Genomic DNA, 19,211 nt, shown 5'->3' on the forward strand with positions numbered 1-19,211 from the left:
GCACGACGAGACGAGGAGCACCCATGTTCGGCCGCCTGCGGGCCACGATGCAGCGCCTGTTCACCCCCCTGGCGAACCTGCTGATCCGCTGGGGTGTCTCCCCGGACGCGGTGACCGTCGCGGGCACCGTGGTGGTCACCGTCCTCGCGCTCACGCTGCTGCCCACGGGGCACCTCACGCTCGGTGCGCTCCTGATCGGGCTCTTCGTCCTGACCGACTCGCTCGACGGCGTCATGGCGCGGGCGAGCGGCCGCAGCGGCCCGTGGGGTGCCTTCCTCGACTCGACCCTCGACCGGGTGTCCGACGGCGCGGTGTTCGCCGGCATCACGCTGTGGTTCGTGCTGCACCCCGACGAACCCTGGGCCGTGGCGGGGACCATGGCGGCCCTCGCCTGCCTGGTGCTCGGCTCGGTGGTTCCCTACGCCCGCGCCCGGGCGGAGTCGGTGGGGGCCAGTGCGGCCGTCGGTATCGCCGAGCGCTCCGACCGCCTGGTGATCGCCCTGGTGCCGACCACGTTCGTCCAGGCGGGGATGCCCGTGCCCGTCCTCGTCGTCGTGCTCGCCCTGCTCGCCGTCGTCAGCCTGGTGACCGTGGCGCAGCGTATCGCCACCGTGCGACGTCAGCTCCTGCCCACCACCGAGGAGGCCTGATGGTCGACCTGGCCGCCGCGTACACGTTCGCCTGGCGCCACGCGCCAAAGGTCCCTGAGCCGCTGCTGCGGGCCGCCTTCACCGTGGCGGCGGACGTCACCTGGCTGCGGCACGGTGAAGGTGTGCGCCGGCTGGAGGCCAACTACGCCCGGGTCCGGCCGGACCTGGACGGCCGTGCCGTGCGCCGGCTGTCCCGCACGGGGATGCGTCGGTACCTGCGCTACTTCCGCGAGGCGTTCACCCTCCAGGGGGCCTCGCCCGAGCAGCTCGACGCACGCGTCCGGGTGGAGGGGCGCGAGCACGTCTCCGCCGTCACGGACGAGGGCGGCTCCGTCGCGCTCGCGCTCGGTCATACCGGGAACTGGGACCTGGGCGGAGCCTGGGCGTCGCCGCACATCGCGCCCTTGCTGACCGTCGCCGAACGGCTCGAGCCGGCGGCGCTGTTCGAGAAGTTCGTCGCCTTCCGTCGATCGATCGGCATCGAGGTGCTCGCCCTGGGTGACGACGGCGTGTTCCGCGACCTGGTGCGCGGCGCCGAGGCCGGACCGCGACTGGTGCCGCTGCTGGCGGACCGTGACCTGACGGCACGCGGCGTCGAGGTCGACCTGGCCGGGCACCGGGCCCGCGTCGCCGCGGGGCCGGCAGCGCTCGCACTCGCCGCGCGCGTGCCGCTCGTGCCGGTCGGGGTCTTCCACGAGCGCCTCCACGGCGATCGCCGCCGTCGGGCCGGCACGGCGTGGGGCACCGTCATCCGCTTCTACGCCCCGGTGCCGCGACCCACCGTCGGCACCCGCCGCGAACAGGTCGAACAGCTCACCCAGGCGTGGGTGGACGTGGTCGGGAAGTTCATCGCCGAGCACACGGCCGACTGGCACATGCTCCAGAAGGTGTTCGTCGCAGACCTCGATCCGCAGCGGTACGCCCGCACGCGGGCCGCGGCGGGCGAGGCGTGATGCGGCCGCTGCGGGTGGGCATCGTGTGCCCGTACTCGTTCGACGCCCCCGGAGGCGTGCAGTTCCACGTGCGCGACCTCGCGGAGGCGTTGCGCGACGCGGGCCACGAGGTCTCCGTCCTGGCGCCGGCGGACGAGGACACCGAGGTGCCCGACGTCGTCACCCCGGCCGGGCGAGCCGTCCCGGTGCGTTACAACGGCTCGGTCGCGCGCCTGGCGTTCGGCCCGCGTGCCGCAACCCGGGTCCGACGGTGGATCGACGCCGGCCGGTTCGACGTGCTGCACCTGCACGAGCCGATGACGCCGTCGTTGTCGATGCTCGCCCTGTGGGTCGCCGAGGGCCCGGTGGTCGCAACCTTCCACACCTCGCAGGTGCGCTCGCGGGCACTGCAGGTCGCTCACCCGCTGCTGCGTCAGTCGCTGGAGAAGATCTCCGCCCGCATCGCGGTGTCCGAGGACGCGCGCCGCACGCTCATCGACCACCTGGGGGGCGACGCCGTCGTGATCCCGAACGGGGTGTACGTCGACCGGTTCGCCGACTCGCCCCGCGCCGAGCGCTGGCAGGGGACCCCCGAGGCGCCCACCGTGGTGTTCCTGGGGCGGCTCGACGAGCCTCGCAAGGGGCTGCAGGTGCTCGCCGAGGCGGCGCCGTCGATCCTGGCGGCGCACCCGGGCACGCGGTTCCTCGTCGCCGGCAAGGGCGATGCCGGGCGGGCAGCCGCCGAGGCTGCCCTCGGCGAGCACGGTGCTGCCTTCGAGTGGCTCGGCGGCGTCAGCGACGCGGACAAGGCGGCGCTGCTGCGCTCGGCCGACCTGTACGTGGCCCCGCAGACGGGCGGGGAGAGCTTCGGGATCGTCCTCGTCGAGGCGATGAGCGCCGGCACCGGTGTCGTGGCGAGCGACCTCGGGGCGTTCCGGCGGGTGCTCGACGACGGCACGGCGGGCCGGTTGTTCCGCACCGGTGACCCGGGCGACCTGGCGGCGGCCGTCGTCGCGGCGCTCGGCGACCCGGCCGGGACCGGCGAACGCCGAGACCGGGCGACGGCGTTCGTCCGTCGCTTCGACTGGGCCGCGGTGACCGAACAGGTGCAGGCCGTCTACGAGATGTCGGTCGCGGCCACGGAGGCGCTGGGCATGGGCACAGTACGTCAGGACCTGCACGCCGGGCGGTCGTCGTGGCTGCTCGGGCGCCGATCTCGCGCCGACGTGGGAGGTGACTGATGAGCTGGTCGGAGGTTGCGCTGCTGGCCGTCGTCCTCGTCGGCCTGGCGCTGTGGTTCGTGTGGGTCTCGGCATCGCGCCTGGACCGTCTGCACCACAAGGTGGTGGCGTCCCGGCTCGCGTTGCAGGCACAGCTCGACCGCCGTGTGCGCGCGGCACTGGACCTGGCGTCGTCCGGACTGCTCGATCCTGCGAGCTCGGTCCTCGTCGCGGACGCCGCGTTCGCGGTGACGGCGACCACCGAGCGGCCGGCCGACCCTGGTCGGCCGGACGGTCCTGCCGAGCCGTCGCCGGCCGAGGCTTTCGCTCTGACGGGGCTGCCCGCCGATCGGGAGAGCTCCGAGTCGGAGCTGTCCGTGACGCTGCGGTCGGTGCTCGATGACGCCGAGACCGTCGCCGCCCTGCGGGCCGCCGGTCCTGGCGACGAGCTGGTCGGTGATCTCGGGGCCGCCTGGTACCGCGCGCAGCTCGCCCGACGCTTCCACAACGAGGCCGTCGCCCAGGCGCAGCGGGCACGTCGGCCGCGCCCCGTGCGGTGGCTGCGCCTCGCTGGACGCGCGCCGCTGCCGCAGACGGTCGAGCTGGACGACCAGATGCCGGACGGGATCGACCTCTCCTGAGGCGCCCGTAGGATGGGTGGTACGGCGTGGACCACGTCGGCACGCCCGGCATGTCGTCGGGGAGTGCTCGCAAGAACTCTGTGAGGTTGCGTTGAGCGAGACCACCGGGACCCCGGCCGGAACGACGGGCGTCGGCGAGGTGGGCACTGCCCGCGTCAAGCGGGGCATGGCCGAGATGCTCAAGGGCGGCGTCATCATGGACGTCGTCACCCCGGAGCAGGCCAAGATCGCCGAGGACGCCGGAGCGGTCGCCGTCATGGCTCTCGAGCGGGTGCCCGCTGACATCCGCGCGCAGGGCGGGGTCGCCCGGATGAGCGACCCGGACATGATCACGGGCATCGTCGACGCGGTGTCGATCCCGGTCATGGCCAAGGCGCGCATCGGGCACTTCGTCGAGGCGCAGGTCCTGCAGTCGCTCGGCGTGGACTACGTGGACGAGTCCGAGGTGCTGACCCCGGCCGACTACACGAACCACATCGACAAGTGGGCCTTCACGGTGCCCTTCGTGTGCGGTGCCACCAACCTGGGCGAGGCTCTGCGACGCATCACCGAGGGTGCGGCGATGATCCGCTCCAAGGGCGAGGCGGGGACGGGCGACGTCTCGAACGCCACGACCCACATGCGCCAGATCCGCCAGCAGCTCCGTCGGCTGGCGTCGCTGCCCGAGGACGAGCTGTTCGTCGCGGCCAAGGAGCTGCAGGCGCCGTACGAGCTCGTGGCGGAGGTGGCTCGCACGGGCAAGCTCCCCGTGGTGCTCTTCACCGCGGGTGGCATCGCCACGCCGGCCGACGCCGCGATGATGATGCAGCTCGGCGCCGAGGGCGTCTTCGTCGGGTCCGGCATCTTCAAGTCGGGCGACCCGGCAGCCCGCGCCAAGGCGATCGTGCAGGCGACCACGTTCCACGACGACCCGGCCGTGATCGCGAAGGTCTCGCGAGGCCTCGGCGAGGCCATGGTCGGTATCAACGTCGAGGACGAGCCCGAGCCTGTTCGGCTGGCCGAGCGGGGTTGGTGACAGCCAGCTCGTGCACTTGGCGGAGAGGCTCTGCGGACATCGTGTCTGCGGGGCCTCTCCGTTTCACGTCACCGAGACATCGGGCGTGAGCCGCCCGTGGCAGGCCCGCCGGTCAGCGGTGCTGGTCGGCACTGTCGTGGTGCGCGAAGGTGCGCCGGGTGGTGAGGTCGACCCCGGTGAGCACACCTGCCCGGCCCAGGAGCCGCCCGTTCTCCCAGTTGGACAGGCCCAGCTCCGGGAGCTCGAGCGCGTACTGGCCGTCGACCCAGTGCGTGAACCCGTCGCCCACGAACGGCGCGTTGACCAGGTCACGGAACCGCGCGTGCGCGGCCGGGTCCGCTGAGACGAGGGACGCCACGAACTGCGGGCTGTGCACGTTGAACAGTGCGACCGCCTCGTCGAGGTCGTCGACCACCACGAGGCTCAGCTCCGGCGTGTCCTCCCACTCCCACTCGGTGCCGAGCTCGTCGAGCGGCAGCAGGCTCGCGCGCGGCTCGTCGGACGGGCCCGCGGCCCGGCGCACCACGATGTGGCGTTCGAGCTCGGCGGGCGGTACCCAGCCCTCGCTGCCGTGCGCGACATGCACACGTGCGACGCCGCCGCGTGCGTCGGCGGCCTCGTCCGCCGCCCGCAGCAGCACGGGCACGAGTTCGTCCGCGCGTTCGCGCACGACGGCGACGACGTTGAGGGTGTTGCAGACCTTCCGGTCCAGGGAGTGCCGCACGACGCCGGCGAAGCGCTCGGCCTGAGCGGCACCGTCGGCGACGACCCACGCGCCGCCCGTGCCGTGCGCACTCACCGGGATCCCGCTCTGCCGCGCGACGCTGCTGAGCTGGATCACCGCTGCCCCCGATCCGCGCACCACGGCCAGCGCGAGCCGGGAGTCGCTGAACAGTGCCCAGCCGGCGGCCCGTTCGCGCACCGGGACCAGGGCGATCGCGCCGTCGGGCAGGTCCGTGGCGCGCAGCGCCGGGCGCAGGGCGTGCCGGTCGATCGCCTGAGCCGTCGCGAGCGCGTCGCCGCCGATGCGCAGCACTGCGGTGTTGCCCGTCGCCAGGACACCGGCCGCGTCAGCGAAGACGTTGGGGCGACCCTCGAAGACGAAACCGATCACCCCGAGCGGGGCGGAGACGATCTCGACGGCCCAGCCGTCGTGCTCGACGCGCTCGATCAGACCTGCGGAACTGTCCTCGGCGCGTGCCGCCTGCTGCGCTGCCCAGCCACGCAGGCCGGCGATCATGTCCTGGCGCATCTGCGCCGAGACGCGCAGCCTGGTGGTCGAGTGCCCGACCTGCTCCGCGCGGGCCACGTCCTTGGTGTTGGCAGTCTCGATGAGGTTCCAGACGGCGTCATCGGCCAGGGCGTCGGCAAACGCCGTGTAGAAGTCACGCACCGCGCCTGGCGCCGCTGATCGCAGCTGTACGAACGCGTCGACTGCCGCGTCGACCTGTGCTGCCACGGCGGCGCGCACCGCCTCTGGGACGTGCAGGAGCGCCCCGGTCGACTGCACCACGTGGAGCTAGTCGCCCGCGCGAAAGGCCGCGGCGAGCTCGCGCCCCTGCTCAGCCATCCCGGTGGGTCAGTCAACACCTGCCGCGTCGAGGAGAGCGCCCACGGTCGGTGAGACGAGCCCGGCCAGGTCGTCGGCCCCGATCCCCGCGCGGGCGCTGGCACCGTCGAAGACCAGCATGAGCTGCCGTTCCAACAGGTCGGGGCTGGCTGCTCCGCCCCGCTCCGCCTCGGCGCGGAAGAATCCCGCCAGGTCCTCCTTCACACCGCGGGCAACCCGGCTGGCGGGGTGGGTGGGGTTCTTGAGCTCGATCTGGATGGCCAGGTATCGGCAGCCGTGGAAGTCGGGCGCACCGGTCTGCGACTCCATCTGTGCGAAGACGTGCAGGATCCGCTCGCGCGGTGACCGGTCGTCGTCCGCTGCGGGCAGGAGCCATGCCGTGTAGGCGGGCACGCCTCGCTCCAGGCTCACCGCCAGCAGCTCGTCCTTGCTCTCGAAGAACTGGTAGAGGGAACGCTTCGACACTCCCGCCGCCTGGCACAACGCTTGGATGCCGATGCTGATGCCCTCGCGGTAGGTCAGTACCGCTGCCGCCTCCAGCAGCCGCTCTCGAGGGCCCGGCCTTGCCTCTGCCTCCGTGGTCATGCGGTGAGTTTAGCCCGGCATCGCCATCGTGGAAACCGATCGGTTTAAGTACGGTCAGGCGACGGTGTTCAACAAGTCGGCCAGCACGTCCGGTCGCTCGAGGGCGATGAAGTGACCTGCCCCGGGCACCTGCGTGAACTCGGCGTCGGGCAGCAGATCCTTGTTGGCCTGCCGGTCCGACGATCGGGACCAGTCCTTCTCCCCGTAGACGAGGTGGACGGGCGCCTTGACCTCGGGGTATCGCGAGCGGGCTTCGATGAGGCTGGGCAGGTTCTGGTACACGGCCCGGGCGACGGTCGGGTAGCCGGGGCGGGTCCCGACGTGGAGCAACTCGTCCACGTAGTCGTCCCGCAGGGCGGTGGTGTCACCCAGGCCGCCCTGCAGGATCGCGCGGAGGGCAGGCTTGGGCTCCACCCCGGCAACCACGGGGCCCACACCCGGAGTGCGGACGGCGCCGACCACGATCCGGGCCAGGAGGCTGGACCGGGCGATCCCACCGGGGAAGTCGTAGGTGTTGACCGCCACGACGCGCCGTACCCGGTGCGGCAGATCGGCCGCGACGGTCAGGGCGAGCGTCGCGCCCATGGACTCTCCGACCAACGTCACGTCGTTGAGGTCGAGCTCCGTCAGGAGCCGTTCGACGCCTGCGCGCATCGCCGGCTCCTGATACGACGCCCCGGGCACGATCTCGGAGTAGCCCATCCCCGGCAGATCGAGGGCGTACACGGTGTAGTGGTCCGAGATCAGCGGGATGAGCGAGCGAAAGTGCTCGGCCTGCGTGCGCACGGTGTGCAGCAGGACGACGGGAGCGCCGGCGCCCGCCTTGAGGTAGCGCAGCGCTCCGTCGCGGCTGCCCCGCCCGCCGCGCGGGGCGAGCGTGTGGCTGGTGGTCTCCGGAACATGGATCGTGGATCGCGACTCTGGGCTGGGCATGGTCTCTGCTTCCTCTGGTGTGACCGGGCGCGCTGAGGGTGGCGACTCGGGTGCGACCAGCGTAAACCGATCGGTTTCACATGGCAAGACTGTTGGCTGATTCGCGTTCAGCAGGCTCGGGCAGAGCCATGACCTGCCCGATCGCGGCAGGCTGGCGCCTGCTGAACCGAGGTCGTCCCTTCAGGCCCAGCCAGGCGCTGCTCGGCCAGCGCCGACGGCCTGGACTACTCTGAGCGGAATGCACCCACTTCATCAGCGAGGGCTCTCGGTCCTGGGCCGCGGCGTCGACCCCGATTCCGAGCCGGTCCGGTTCGAAGAGTGCGGCCGGTGACCTCGGCGGAGTCGTCGACGGCGTCCTCGCTGGGGCCCGACTGGGTCCTCAAGGACGACGGTCTGCGGCACCGGCGCGCGGCCCGCATCATCGTCCTGGACGGTGCGGGCCGCGCGCTGCTCGTCCGCGGCCACGACGCCGACCAGCCCGGACGCTCGTGGTGGTTCACGATCGGCGGCGGCATCGAGCCTGGCGAGTCCGAGGCGGCGGCCGCCGTGCGTGAAGCGCGCGAGGAGGCCGGCCTCGAGCTGACGGAGGCCGACCTCGAGGGCCCCGTGATGACCCGCGCCGGGATCTTCCACTTCTATGCGGAGACCTGCCGCCAGGACGAGGTCTTCTTCGTCGCTCGCGTCGCCCGCCACGACCCGACCGACGCCGGCTGGACCGCGCAGGAGCGCGACGTGCTGGACGAGATGCGCTGGATGGGCGCCGCCGAGCTGCGCGCGCAGCAGATCGAGATCTTCCCCACCGTGCTGCCCGACCTCGTCGAGTCGCTGGCCGGCGGGTGGGACGGGACCGTGCGCCACCTGGGCACCGAGCACGACGACGAGACCGCCTGACCCTGCGCGGTCCGTCGGGTTCATTTACCGTGGCAACCGGTAGATGTTCAGCGTGGTGACGATGTCGTCGCACGGGACAGACCGGGGGGACCACGAATGAAACGGCTGACGAAGGCGGCGCTCGCGACGGGAGCCGGAGCGCTGCTCCTGCTCGGTGGGGCGCAGACGCTCGCGTACTGGACGGCGGAGGGGACCGCGACGGGCACCGACGTGACGGCCGGGACCTTGACGATGACGGACGGCGCGTGCGGCGAGTGGCTCCTCGACGACGGATCCGCCGTGGTGGAGGGCATCGTGCCGGGGGACACGCTCACCACCACATGCACCCTGGCGGTGAGCGGTACCGGTGATCACCTGGCGCTCGGCGACATCACGGTGAGCGACCCGGGCTGGGCGGAGGACAACCCCCTGACCGCGGCGCTCGAGATCTCGCCGGCCAGCGCGACGTTGGGTGGCGAGGAGCTGACCCTGCCGCTCGCGGAGCCGGTCCCTGTCGCGGTGGATGACGAGCTGGTGGTCACCGTCGAGGCGGAGTTCGACACCGCCGCCGGGAACGACACACAGACGCTGACCGCTGCGCTCGACGACGTGACGGTTCAGGTCACCCAGGCGCACCTCGTCCCCTGACCGGCGACCTGTGCGTGTCGCGTGCCGCCTCGCCGGACGTGGCCTCGCCGCCGTGGTCGTGGTGGTCGCGGGCGCCGCGTTGATCCTGGGCGTCCTGGTGCCCCGGCTCGCCGGCGCGACGCCGTACACGGTGATGACGCGGTCGATGGAACCTGCTCTCGGGGTGGGCACGCTCGTCGTGGTGCGGCCCGTGGAGGCGGCAGCGGTGGCGACGGGTGACGTGATCACCTACCAGCTCCGCTCCGGCGAGCCCGCTGTCGTGACCCATCGAGTCGTCGGCCTCGGGACGACGGCGGGCGGCGAACGGCTCTTCGTCACTCGCGGTGACGCGAACGAGGTGGCCGATCCGCGACCCGTGCGCGCCGTGCAGGTGCGAGGCGCCGTCTGGTACGCGGTACCCGGGCTGGGGCACGTGTCCAGCCTCGCCTCGGGTCAGCAGCGACAGGTGTGGGGCACGGTCGTCGCCGCCGGGCTGCTCGGCTACGCCGGGCTGCTCGTGGTGCGAGAGGTGCAGGCACGGCGTGCGGGGACGGCACGGCGAGAGGGGGCGGCCGCATGAGCAGGATGCTTCGGACGGCCGCGCTCGCCGCCGGTGCGGGCCTGGTCGCAGCGCTGGCCGGACCGGGTGCCCTGGCCGTCACCGCGCCGTCGGCGGAGGCGTCGGGCGAAGGCCGGGGTGCGGTGGCGCTCAGCGTCGACGGGCAGGTCTGGTCCGAGGACATGGACGTCTCGCTGCTGGACCCCGCCCAGGTCTGGGTGCCGGGCGACGTGGAACGCACGTCGTTGCTGGTGCGCCATGACGGGACCGGTGAGGCACGCGGCACGGTGTCCGTGTCGGTCGGCGGTCATCCGGAGCTCGCCGAGGCGATCGACGTGCGGGTGCGGGCCGGTGGGCAACCATGGCGCGCCGGGGGGACCGCCCCGCTCGTCGTGGGCCAGGGTGACGAGCTGCCGGTCGAGCTCGAGGTCGCGTTCATGCCGGAGGCAGGAAACGCCACGCAGGGCGGGCCCGTCCGGCTCGACGTCGCGGTCCTGCTCGCCGGCGACGACCCCGGTGCCGTCCGGCCTCCGGTCGTCCCGGGCGGCGCCCTGCCGCGCACGGGCGTCGACGTGTGGTTCCTGCTCGTGCTCGCCGCGGCAGCGACCGCCGGAGGGCTCGCCGTCCGCGGCGGTGTGCGACGCAGGGAGGGCGGCGATGCCTGACGGCGCTCGCGGGGCCCGGGTGGGGCTGCTCGCCGGCTTTCTCGCCGTCGTGCTCGCGCTGTCCGGCGGGGGAGCGGCCTGGGCCTGGTGGCAGGCGACGGCTCAGGCGGACGCGCCCCCTGCTGTGCCCTCCGGTTCCGTGGACGTCCAGGTGGTCGGGCTGGGCAACGAGCTCGTCGGCCCCGGTGGCTCGGTCGCGCTGCCCGCGCTCAGCCTGACCGGCGCGTTCCCCGGCAGCGGTGACTCCGAGGTCGTCACCGTCCGCAACGCGAGCAGCCGGGCCGCGACGGTGACCGCCACGATGTCGCGTACCGGCACGCTGGGGGCGGTGTTCACCACAACCGCGACGTTCGGCGGCACCGACGACGGACCCGGGTGCACGGGCGGGAGCGGCGCCACGACCACCATCGCGGCCGGCGGCACGGCGACGCTGTGCCTCGCCGTCGGGCTGTCCGCGACGGCGCCGTCGGGCACGCAGGGGCAGACGGGGAGCGTGACGACCACCCTGGCGGCGTCGTTGCCCGGCACGTCGTGGACGGACCAGGGAACGATCACCAGCGGGGCCGTGAACGCCGGGGTGGTAGCGGCCACCACGCTGAACTGCGGGGCGATCGGTGTCTTCTCGGTGACGTTCACCTGGCCTGCCGTGAGCGGGGCGACGTCCTATCGGCTGCACTACGGCAACGGCGGCTCGCAAATGAACGTCACGGGGACCAGCCAGACGATCACGTCGGTGATCAGCGGCGGGACGGCCTGGGTCGTCACACAGCGCAACTTCGGTCAGGTCACCTGGACCTCGGTGCCCTCCAACACCCGGAGCTACACCGTCGCGCTCGCTTCCCTCTGCGGCTGAACGCCGTGCGGGCGTCCGCCGCCCAGCCCGTACCATGTGCCGGTGCCTGCCACGATCGGAGTCCTCGCCCTGCAGGGCGACGTCCGCGAGCACCAGGTGGCCCTCGAGGCCGCGGGTGCTCGGACCGTCCCCGTGCGCCGTCGCGCAGAGCTGGAGGCCGTGGACGGCCTCGTCCTGCCCGGTGGCGAGTCCACGACCATCGACAAGCTGCTGCGGATCTTCGAGCTGCGCGAGCCACTGCGCGACGCGATCGAGTCGGGGTTGCCGGTCTACGGTTCCTGCGCCGGCATGATCCTGCTCGCCGAGCGCATCATCGGCGGGATCGACGGTCAGCAGACCCTCGGCGGGATGGACGTCACGGTCCGGCGCAACGCGTTCGGCCGCCAGGTCGACTCGTTCGAGGCGGACCTCGAGGTCAGCGGGGTCACTGACGGCCCGGACGGTGCCGCCGTGCGTGCCGTGTTCATCCGCGCGCCGTGGATCGAGGAGGCCGGTCCCGAGGTCGAGGTGCTGGCCCGCATCCCGGAGCGCACCACGGACGGGACGGCAGCCGGCGCTGCCGCCGGTAAGATCGTCGCAGCACGTTCCGGACGGCTGCTCGCCACCGCCTTTCACCCGGAGGTCACCGGGGACGGCAGGGTGCATGCGCTGTTCGTCCGCCTTGTCAACGGATCGCGAAGGAGTTAGTCAGGTCATGTCCGGTCACTCGAAGTGGGCCACGACCAAGCACAAGAAGGCCGCGATCGATGCCAAGCGCGGCAAGCTCTTCGCGAAGCTGATCAAGAACATCGAGGTCGCGGCGCGTACGGGTGGTGGCGACGTGGCGGGCAACCCGACGCTGTTCGACGCCATCCAGAAGGCGAAGAAGTCGTCGGTCCCCAACGACAACATCGACCGCGCGGTCAAGCGCGGCTCCGGCGAGGGCGCCGACGCCGTCGACTACCAGACGATCATGTACGAGGGTTACGGCAACAACGGCATCGCCGTGCTCGTCGAGTGCCTGACCGACAACAAGAACCGGGCGGCAGCCGAGGTTCGCACCGCGTTCTCGCGTAACGGCGGCAACCTCGCCGACCCTGGTTCGGTGTCCTACCTGTTCTCGCGCAAGGGGCTCGTCGTCGTGCCGAAGGCCGACGGCGTCACCGAGGACGACGTGATGCTCGCGGCGCTGGACGCGGGCGCCGAGGAGGTGACCGACGTCGGGGAGTACATCGAGGTGCTCAGCGAGGCGACGGACCTGGTCGCCGTGCGCTCGGCCATCGTCGACGCGGGGCTGGAGTACGACTCCGCGGACTCCGTCTGGCACCCGTCCATGCAGGTCGAGGTCGACGTGGAGGGAGCCCGCAAGATCATGCGGCTCATCGACGCGCTCGAGGACAGCGACGACGTGCAGAACGTCTACGCGAACTTCGACGCCTCCGACGACGTCATGGCCGCCCTCGACGCCGACTGATCCACCGGTGAACCGCCGTCGGGCGCCGTGCTCCCGGCGATTGTCGGTGCTGCGTGAGACAGTGGCGCCGTGCGAGTGCTGGGAGTGGACCCGGGCCTGACCCGGTGCGGCGTCGGGGTGGTGGACTCGCGCCCTGGCCGGCGTGCAGACCTGGTCGGCGTCGGGGTGCTCCGGACGGCGCCCGAGACGAGCACGGACCTGAGGCTGCTGGAGATCTCACGGGGTCTGGAGACCTGGCTCGACGAGCACACACCGGACGTGGTGGCCGTGGAGCGGGTGTTCGCGCAGAACAACCGCGGCACCGTCATCGGGACGGCTCAGGTCGCAGGGCTCGCGATGGTGGCCGCCGCCCGACGCGGCGTGCCGGTCGCGCTGCACACCCCGAGCGAGGTGAAGGCCGCCGTCACCGGGTCGGGCCGCGCGGGCAAGGAACAGGTCCAACGCATGGTGGCGAACATCCTGCGGCTCCCGGGCGCTCCGCAGCCGGCCGACGCGGCGGACGCCCTGGCGCTGGCGATCACGCACCTGTGGCGCCCGGCAGGGGCTCTGCAGGGCGGTGACCGGCACGAGGTGACCCCGGCGCAACGCGCCTGGGCGGCCGCGGAACGCAGGTCGCAGGCGCCGGCGCGGTACCGTACGGGTGTTCGAGGAAAGGAGGGTGTGCGGTGATCGCATCCCTGGCCGGCACGGTCACCCAGGTGGCGCTCGACCGCGCCGTGCTCGACGTGCAGGGCGTGGGCTATCTCGTCCACGCCACCCCGGCGACCCTGGCAGGGCTCCGGCCTGGCGAACCTGCGCACCTGCACACGACTCTCGTGGTCCGCGAGGACTCCATGACGGTCTACGGCTTCGCCGACGCCGACGAGCGTGAGGTGTTCGAGACCGCCCAGTCCGTCTCGGGCGTCGGCCCCCGCATCGCGCTGGCGATGCTCGCCGTCCTGACCCCGGACGCCCTGCGCCGCGCCATCGCCGCCGAGGACACGGCCGCGCTGCGCCGCGTACCAGGCGTCGGGGCCAAGAGCGCCCAGCGCATCGTGCTGGAGCTCACCGGCAAGCTCGGCGCCCCCGGGTCCGACGGCGGCGCGACCCACGTCGCTGCTGCGTTCACCGACGGACGAGGTCAGGTCGTCGAGGCGTTGGTCGGGCTGGGATGGTCGGCGAAGGTCGCGGAGGACGCCGTGGCCAAGGTCCTCGCCGAGGCCGGTACCGATGTCGTCGCCGAGGCCGACGTACCGGCCACGTTGCGCGCGGCCCTGCGGCGACTGGGTCCCCGTGGCTGAGGGCGCCATCGACCCCGCCGAGCTCGGAGACCGCCTGGTGGGGTCGGGTGCCGACGAGGTGGAGCGTGCGGCCGAGGCGGCGTTGCGGCCGAAGAAGCTCGACGAGTTCGTCGGTCAGCAGGTGGTGCGCGACCAGCTCTCGCTCGTGCTCCAGGCCTCTCTCGCCCGCGACGCCACTCCCGATCACGTGCTGCTCTCCGGCCCGCCCGGGCTCGGCAAGACGACCCTGGCGATGATCATCGCCGCCGAGCTCAGCACCTCGCTGCGCGTCACGAGCGGCCCGGCGATCCAGCACGCGGGCGACCTTGCCGCCGTGCTGTCCTCGTTGGAGGAGGGTGAGGTGCTCTTCATCGACGAGATCCACCGCCTGGCCCGCCCTGCCGAGGAGCTGCTGTACGTCGCGATGGAGGACTTCCGTGTCGACGTCGTCGTCGGCAAGGGGGCAGGGGCGAGCGCGATCCCGCTCGCCCTGCCACCGTTCACGGTGGTCGGTGCCACGACGCGGTCGGGGTTGCTGCCCGCACCGCTGCGCGACCGGTTCGGCTTCACCGGTCATCTCGACTTCTACGCGGCGGCCGAGCTGGAGCGCGTGATCCTGCGATCCGCCGGTCTGCTCGGGGTCGACGTCCGCCACGAGGCGGCCCACGAGATCGCCGGCCGGTCGCGGGGCACGCCACGGATCGCCAACCGCCTGCTCCGCCGGGTCCGGGACTGGGCGCAGGTGCGCGGCGACGGCACCCTCGACCTGCATGCCGCCCGCTCGGCCCTGGAGGTGTACGAGGTCGACCCGATCGGCCTCGACCGCCTCGACCGAGCGGTGCTGGACGCGCTGTGCCGTCGTTTCGGGGGCGGGCCCGTGGGACTGACGACGCTCGCGATGACGGTCGGGGAGGAACCCGAGACGGTCGAGACGGTCGCCGAGCCGTACCTCGTGCGAGAAGGACTCGTGGCGCGCACCTCTCGCGGCCGGGTCGCGACGGCCGAGGCGTGGGACCACCTGGGCCTGTCGGCTCCCGTCGGGGCGTGGGCGGCCGGAGTGCCTTCCGCGGAACCGGGAACCACTCGGATGTCGCGGACGTTGTTCGACGAGGCCTGAGGTCGCTGCTGGCGCCCTCTAGACTGAACGGATCACCCGCACCCACCGCCGAAGGACTGACATCACCGTGGACTTCTCGATCATCATCCTCTTCGCCGTGCTGGCGGCGCTCATGTTCTTCATGAGCTCCCGCACACGCAAGCAGCAGAAGCAGCAGGCAGAGTTTCGGGCTGCCCTCGCACCCGGCCACGAGGTCATGACCGGGTCCGGGATGGTGGGGACCGTCGTGGAGATCGACGACGAGACCGACACCGTCACGATCGAGTCCACGCCCGGCACGCAGACGCGCTGGATGCGCGCCGCGATCGCCAAGCGCACCGACACCGTCGTCGAGACCGAGGACGCCGAGGAGAGCGACGCCTCGGAGACCTCCGACGATGCGGGTAGCATCGCCTCCGCAGACGGTAACGTCGAGGTTCCCGACGACCTCTCCGGACTGGACTCCGCGCAGCGGGAGTACCTGGAGAACAAGCGCCGGGAGAACGGCGAGACCGAGGACAAGTGACCTCTGCGCCGGCCGGGTCCGCCCGGTCGGCGCCATCACGCGTCGGCCACGGCGGCCGCGCGCACACGGGAAGAGAACCAAGTGGCCAACTCCAGCACGCAGCGATCGCGTCCGGTACGCACGCTCGTGGTCTTCACGATCCTCGCGGTGGTGCTGCCGTTCGCGGCGCTCCTGCTCGGGACGTACCTCGACCCTCGCAGCGACGAGAACCCCAGCGGTGCCAGCGCTGCGCCCGGGCTCGCGCTCGACCTGCAGGGCGGGACGCAGGTCATCCTGACGCCGCGCTCCACCGACGGGTCGGAGATCACCGACGAGACGATCGACGAGTCGATCAACGTCATCCGTCAGCGCATCGACTCCTCCGGCGTGGCCGAGGCCGAGATCGTCAACCAGGGTGGCAACAACATCGTGGTCGGGATCCCCGGAGAGGTCGGCCAGGAGACGATCGACCTCATCGCTCAGCCCGCGCAGATGCGATTCCGCCCGGTGCTGACGTACGACGTGGGTTTCCCCGCGGAGGACCCGGCTGCCGCCGATGACGAGGCAACCGAGGACGAGGCTGCCGACGGTGAAGCCGCCGAGGAGGAGGCCACTGACGAGGAGGCCACCGAGGAGGAGGCTGAGCCGACGTCGGAGCTCGACGCGCGGATCGCCGAGGAGGCCGCCGAGGTCACGCCCACCGACCCGTCGGACCTCGCGCAGATCACGCCTGCCGTCCAGGAGAAGTTCGACGCCCTGGACTGCACGGACCCCGCGAACCTCGTCGGAGGTGGCGGTGACGACCCGAACCTCGTGCTCGTCGCGTGCTCCAACGACGGCAGCATGCTGAAGTACGTCCTCGGTCCGATGGAGGTCGACGGCATCCACGTCGACAACGCCAGCTCGGGCCTGGTGCCGGGGCCGAACGGCTCGGTGACCAACGAGTGGGGCGTCTTCATCGAGCTCGACTCCACGGGGACCGCGGAGTTCCGCGAGACCACCCAGCGCCTGCAGAGCCTGCAGACCCCGCTCAACCAGTTCGGCATCGTGCTGGACGGCTTGGTCATCTCCGCCCCGTCGCTCGACACCGGCGTCATCATCTCCGACGGCCGGCCGATGATCTCGGGGAACTTCACGCGCGACTCGGCCGCCACGCTGGCCAACCAGCTCAGCTTCGGCTCCCTGCCGATCGCGTTCGAGGTCCAGAGCCAGGAGACGATCTCGGCCACGCTGGGTTCCGAGCAGCTGCGCAACGGCATCATGGCCGGGCTCATCGGTCTCGCGCTCGTCGTGGTCTACGCGCTCCTGCAGTACCGGGCGCTCGGTGTGCTGGCGATCTCGACCTTGGTCGTCGCCGGTGCGCTGACCTACCTGGCCATCACCCTGCTCTCCTGGGGCATCGGCTACCGGCTCTCGCTGGCCGGTGTCGCCGGTCTGATCGTGGCGATCGGTATCACCGCGGACTCGTTCATCGTGTACTTCGAGCGCATCCGTGACGAGCTGCGCGACGGCCGGTCGCTCGTCTACGCCGTCGAGCGTGGCTGGCGGCGTGCGCGGCGCACCCTGCTCGCCGCCAAGGCCGTCAACCTCATGTCGGCCGTCATCCTGTACAACATCGCCGTCGGCGGTGTGCAGGGCTTCGCGTTCACACTCGGGCTCACGACGCTGATCGACCTGCTCGTCGTGTTCTGCTTCACGCACCCGATGATGCGCCTGGTCGCCAAGCTGCGGTTCTTCCGTGACGGCCGGCCGATGTCAGGACTCGACCCGACCCGGCTCCAGGTCTCCGGCGTGCGCTACGTCGGGGCAGGCAGGGTCGCCGGCCCGTCGCAGCCGACCGGTTCGTCCGAGCCGGAGCCGGTGCTCGCCGGCGCTCCCGCGGCACCGAGCGCCTCGGCGGCCACCGGCGGACGGCGTCTGACGATCGCCGAGCGTCGTGCCGCCGAGCGCCGCGAGGCCGAGGGCTTGCCGGCGGACGGCCCACCGGACGAGCACAGCGTCTCGGACCGCATCGACGAAGCCGTCACCGGCAAGAACGAGGAGAGCCGCTGATGGCCGAGAAGATGAAGTTCGCCCGCTGGAGCAACGACCTGTACACCGGTCGGCGCTCGTACCCGATCGTGCAGCGGCGTCGCACGTGGTTCTCCGTCGCCGGTGCCTTCGCTGTCGCCGCGATCCTGATCCTGTCGACCAAGGGGTTGGTGCTGGGCATCGACTTCCGTGGCGGGACCGAGTTCACGGTCGAGGGCGTCTCGTCGACCGAGCAGTCGCTCGGTGTCGACGCGGTGCAGTCGGTCATCCCCCTCGAGGAGCCGCGCGTCGCGATCGTGGGCAGCAACAGCGTCCGTGTCCAGACGACGCACCTGGAGGACAGCGACAGGCTCGCGGTCGAGCAGACGCTGGCCGACGGCTACGGCGTCGACGAGGGCCAGGTGACGTCGTCGTTCATCGGCCCGACCTGGGGCCAGGGCGTCTCCGTCCGTGCCCTGTGGGGCGTCGTGGTGTTCGTGCTGGCGACATGGCTCTTCATGTGGATCTACTTCAGGTCGTGGCGGATGGCGCTGGCCGGCGTCGTCGCGATGATGTCGGACCTGCTCGTCGCCGCGGGCCTGTACGCCCTGGTCGGCTGGGAGGTCACGGCCTCGACCGTCATCGGCTTCCTGACCATCCTCGGCTTCTCGCTCTACGACAAGATGATCGTCTTCGACAAGGTGCGCGAGAACACGCTGCAGGTGCTCGACCAGTCGCGCAACACCTATGCCGAGCGGGCCAACCTGGCCGTGAACCAGACGCTCGTGCGATCGATCAACACCTCGGTGGTGTCGCTGCTCCCGGTCAGCGGCATCCTGTTCGTGGGTGCGATGCTCCTGGGGGCCGGAACCCTGCGCGACCTGTCGCTGTCGCTGTTCATCGGCCTGGCGGTGGGCGCACTGTCGTCGATCTTCCTCGGCCCGCCGCTGGACGTGGCGCTGCGCGAGCGTGAGCCGCGGTACCGCGAGCACACCGATCGCGTCCTCGCCGAGCGTGGTGCCCTGGCCGAGACGGAGGGCAAGGAGGCCGAGCTCGCGGCGGCCGCCGCCGGCCGTGCTCAGCTCATCCCGGGTCAGCACCGGGGCAACGCCGCTCAGCCACGCCGCAAGCGTGCGCGGTGACGGCACCGTCTTGACCGACGACATCTCGGTGGTCGCCCTGGCCGGGCTCGGCCCGGCCAGGGCGGCAGAGGTCCGTGCGCTCATCCACGACGTCCCGGACTACCCTCATCCGCCCGTGGTCTTCCGCGACATCATGCCGCTCCTCGCGGACGGTGCCGCGCTGGCCGACGTGATCGAGGCCTTCGCCGGCATCGTCGACTCGCACGGCGGCGTCGACGTCGTGGGCGGCATGGAGGCCCGAGGCTTCCTCCTCGGGGCGCCGCTGGCCGCCCGGCTGGGGGTCGGGTTCCTGCCGTTGCGCAAGGCGGGAAAGCTGCCGCCCCCGGTCGAGCGGGTCGACTACGAGCTCGAGTACGGCACCGCGTCGATCGAGCTGCGCGCGGGAACACTGCGCCCCGGTGCGCGCGTTCTCCTGGTGGACGACGTCCTGGCCACCGGAGGCACGGCACATGCCGGGGCTGCCCTCGTCGAGCGGTGCGGCGGCGAGGTCGTGGGGTTGGCGTTCCTCCTCGAGCTCGCCGGTCTGGGTGGGCGCGAGCGGCTCGCCGGGAGGGCGGTCGACACCCTGCTGCGAGCGGGGTCGTAGACTTGCCGTCCCGGACGTCGCCCGCCCGACGCTGGTCGAA

At 72.0% G+C, this 19,211-nt stretch carries 22 protein-coding genes; 19 read left to right on the forward strand and 3 right to left on the reverse strand.

From position 1 onward, the window contains the following. The first annotated feature begins 23 nt into the window (after positions 1–23). From pgsA to pdxS, 5 genes are all read left to right on the forward strand, one after another. The gene (pgsA, locus tag PZC42_RS08660; RefSeq protein ID WP_277210071.1) at positions 24–650 is read left to right on the forward strand and encodes a phosphatidylinositol phosphate synthase; all 627 of its coding nucleotides are present in this window, start codon (positions 24–26) and stop codon (positions 648–650) included. Then, complete coding sequence (locus tag PZC42_RS08665) at positions 647–1,603, forward strand: phosphatidylinositol mannoside acyltransferase (protein WP_438802947.1); 957 nt, start codon at positions 647–649, stop codon at positions 1,601–1,603. Before pgsA ends, PZC42_RS08665 begins: the two co-directional genes overlap by 4 nt. Positions 1,604–1,611: 8 nt before the next feature. After that, positions 1,612–2,823: a glycosyltransferase family 4 protein gene (locus PZC42_RS08670; RefSeq protein ID WP_277210740.1), complete on the forward strand. Its 1,212-nt coding sequence runs from the start codon at positions 1,612–1,614 to the stop codon at positions 2,821–2,823. Then, positions 2,823–3,443, forward strand: a complete 621-nt coding sequence (locus PZC42_RS08675) for a hypothetical protein (RefSeq protein ID WP_277210075.1) — start codon at positions 2,823–2,825, stop codon at positions 3,441–3,443. The genes PZC42_RS08670 and PZC42_RS08675 overlap by 1 nt, the downstream gene beginning before the upstream one ends. Positions 3,444–3,534: 91 nt before the next feature. After that, on the forward strand, positions 3,535–4,458 hold the full coding sequence (pdxS, locus tag PZC42_RS08680) for a pyridoxal 5'-phosphate synthase lyase subunit PdxS (protein WP_277210077.1): 924 nt from the start codon (positions 3,535–3,537) through the stop codon (positions 4,456–4,458). A 112-nt stretch (positions 4,459–4,570) separates the two neighbouring features. Here pdxS and PZC42_RS08685 read toward each other — a convergent pair whose 3' ends face one another. The 3 genes from PZC42_RS08685 to PZC42_RS08695 form a co-directional block, all read right to left on the reverse strand. Beyond that, positions 4,571–5,971 carry an aldehyde dehydrogenase family protein gene (locus PZC42_RS08685; protein WP_277210079.1) on the reverse strand — a complete coding sequence of 467 codons (1,401 nt, stop codon included), beginning with the start codon at positions 5,969–5,971 and terminating at the stop codon, positions 4,571–4,573. 66 nt (positions 5,972–6,037) lie between these two features. Then, the gene (locus PZC42_RS08690) at positions 6,038–6,613 is read right to left on the reverse strand and encodes a TetR/AcrR family transcriptional regulator (protein ID WP_277210081.1); all 576 of its coding nucleotides are present in this window, start codon (positions 6,611–6,613) and stop codon (positions 6,038–6,040) included. A 54-nt stretch (positions 6,614–6,667) separates the two neighbouring features. After that, the gene (locus tag PZC42_RS08695; RefSeq protein ID WP_277210083.1) at positions 6,668–7,546 is read right to left on the reverse strand and encodes an alpha/beta fold hydrolase; all 879 of its coding nucleotides are present in this window, start codon (positions 7,544–7,546) and stop codon (positions 6,668–6,670) included. Positions 7,547–7,873: 327 nt separating this feature from the next. Between PZC42_RS08695 and PZC42_RS08700 the strand changes: the two genes are divergently transcribed. The 14 genes from PZC42_RS08700 (at position 7,874) to PZC42_RS08765 (ending at position 19,171) form a co-directional block, all read left to right on the forward strand. Continuing rightward, positions 7,874–8,437 carry an NUDIX hydrolase gene (locus tag PZC42_RS08700; protein ID WP_277210085.1) on the forward strand — a complete coding sequence of 188 codons (564 nt, stop codon included), beginning with the start codon at positions 7,874–7,876 and terminating at the stop codon, positions 8,435–8,437. A 96-nt stretch (positions 8,438–8,533) separates the two neighbouring features. Next, complete coding sequence (locus tag PZC42_RS08705) at positions 8,534–9,064, forward strand: alternate-type signal peptide domain-containing protein (RefSeq protein ID WP_277210087.1); 531 nt, start codon at positions 8,534–8,536, stop codon at positions 9,062–9,064. 10 nt (positions 9,065–9,074) lie between these two features. Further along, positions 9,075–9,623, forward strand: coding sequence for a signal peptidase I (locus PZC42_RS08710; RefSeq protein ID WP_277210089.1), 549 nt, complete (start codon positions 9,075–9,077; stop codon positions 9,621–9,623). After that, positions 9,620–10,267, forward strand: coding sequence for a hypothetical protein (locus PZC42_RS08715; protein WP_277210090.1), 648 nt, complete (start codon positions 9,620–9,622; stop codon positions 10,265–10,267). Before PZC42_RS08710 ends, PZC42_RS08715 begins: the two co-directional genes overlap by 4 nt. Then, the gene (locus PZC42_RS08720) at positions 10,260–11,120 is read left to right on the forward strand and encodes a hypothetical protein (RefSeq protein WP_277210092.1); all 861 of its coding nucleotides are present in this window, start codon (positions 10,260–10,262) and stop codon (positions 11,118–11,120) included. Before PZC42_RS08715 ends, PZC42_RS08720 begins: the two co-directional genes overlap by 8 nt. A 42-nt stretch (positions 11,121–11,162) precedes the next feature. Beyond that, entirely contained in the window at positions 11,163–11,807 is a 645-nt protein-coding gene (gene pdxT / locus PZC42_RS08725) for a pyridoxal 5'-phosphate synthase glutaminase subunit PdxT (RefSeq protein WP_277210094.1), read from the forward strand. Between the two features lie 7 nt (positions 11,808–11,814). Then, on the forward strand, positions 11,815–12,573 hold the full coding sequence (locus PZC42_RS08730; RefSeq protein WP_277210096.1) for a YebC/PmpR family DNA-binding transcriptional regulator: 759 nt from the start codon (positions 11,815–11,817) through the stop codon (positions 12,571–12,573). A gap of 69 nt (positions 12,574–12,642) precedes the next feature. Next, positions 12,643–13,242, forward strand: coding sequence for a crossover junction endodeoxyribonuclease RuvC (ruvC, locus tag PZC42_RS08735; RefSeq protein WP_277210098.1), 600 nt, complete (start codon positions 12,643–12,645; stop codon positions 13,240–13,242). Beyond that, entirely contained in the window at positions 13,239–13,853 is a 615-nt protein-coding gene (gene ruvA, locus PZC42_RS08740) for a Holliday junction branch migration protein RuvA (RefSeq protein ID WP_277210099.1), read from the forward strand. Before ruvC ends, ruvA begins: the two co-directional genes overlap by 4 nt. Beyond that, positions 13,846–14,949 carry a Holliday junction branch migration DNA helicase RuvB gene (gene ruvB, locus PZC42_RS08745; protein WP_277210101.1) on the forward strand — a complete coding sequence of 368 codons (1,104 nt, stop codon included), beginning with the start codon at positions 13,846–13,848 and terminating at the stop codon, positions 14,947–14,949. Before ruvA ends, ruvB begins: the two co-directional genes overlap by 8 nt. Before the next feature lie 67 nt (positions 14,950–15,016). Further along, positions 15,017–15,454, forward strand: a complete 438-nt coding sequence (yajC, locus tag PZC42_RS08750; protein WP_277210103.1) for a preprotein translocase subunit YajC — start codon at positions 15,017–15,019, stop codon at positions 15,452–15,454. Positions 15,455–15,535: 81 nt separating this feature from the next. Continuing rightward, positions 15,536–17,485, forward strand: a complete 1,950-nt coding sequence (gene secD / locus PZC42_RS08755) for a protein translocase subunit SecD (protein WP_277210105.1) — start codon at positions 15,536–15,538, stop codon at positions 17,483–17,485. Next, the gene (gene secF, locus PZC42_RS08760) at positions 17,485–18,585 is read left to right on the forward strand and encodes a protein translocase subunit SecF (RefSeq protein WP_277210107.1); all 1,101 of its coding nucleotides are present in this window, start codon (positions 17,485–17,487) and stop codon (positions 18,583–18,585) included. The genes secD and secF overlap by 1 nt, the downstream gene beginning before the upstream one ends. Positions 18,586–18,595: 10 nt before the next feature. Then, positions 18,596–19,171: an adenine phosphoribosyltransferase gene (locus PZC42_RS08765; RefSeq protein ID WP_277210109.1), complete on the forward strand. Its 576-nt coding sequence runs from the start codon at positions 18,596–18,598 to the stop codon at positions 19,169–19,171. Positions 19,172–19,211 lie beyond the last annotated feature (40 nt).

It is taken from the genome of Isoptericola croceus (assembly GCF_029382255.1).
GTDB lineage: Bacteria > Actinomycetota > Actinomycetes > Actinomycetales > Cellulomonadaceae > Isoptericola > Isoptericola croceus.

Excerpts from the sequence above, each read along its gene's own strand:
- PZC42_RS08730 (WP_277210096.1), top strand. The coding sequence starts at position 11,815 with ATGTCCGGTCACTCGAAGTGGGCCACGACCAAGCACAAGAAGGCCGCG.
- PZC42_RS08675 (WP_277210075.1), top strand. The coding sequence starts at position 2,823 with ATGAGCTGGTCGGAGGTTGCGCTGCTGGCCGTCGTCCTCGTCGGCCTG.
- secF (WP_277210107.1), top strand. The coding sequence starts at position 17,485 with ATGGCCGAGAAGATGAAGTTCGCCCGCTGGAGCAACGACCTGTACACC.
- PZC42_RS08705 (WP_277210087.1), top strand. The coding sequence starts at position 8,534 with ATGAAACGGCTGACGAAGGCGGCGCTCGCGACGGGAGCCGGAGCGCTG.
- PZC42_RS08695 (WP_277210083.1), bottom strand. The coding sequence starts at position 7,546 with ATGCCCAGCCCAGAGTCGCGATCCACGATCCATGTTCCGGAGACCACC.
- PZC42_RS08690 (WP_277210081.1), bottom strand. The coding sequence starts at position 6,613 with ATGACCACGGAGGCAGAGGCAAGGCCGGGCCCTCGAGAGCGGCTGCTG.
- pgsA (WP_277210071.1), top strand. The coding sequence starts at position 24 with ATGTTCGGCCGCCTGCGGGCCACGATGCAGCGCCTGTTCACCCCCCTG.
- PZC42_RS08720 (WP_277210092.1), top strand. The coding sequence starts at position 10,260 with ATGCCTGACGGCGCTCGCGGGGCCCGGGTGGGGCTGCTCGCCGGCTTT.
- PZC42_RS08715 (WP_277210090.1), top strand. The coding sequence starts at position 9,620 with ATGAGCAGGATGCTTCGGACGGCCGCGCTCGCCGCCGGTGCGGGCCTG.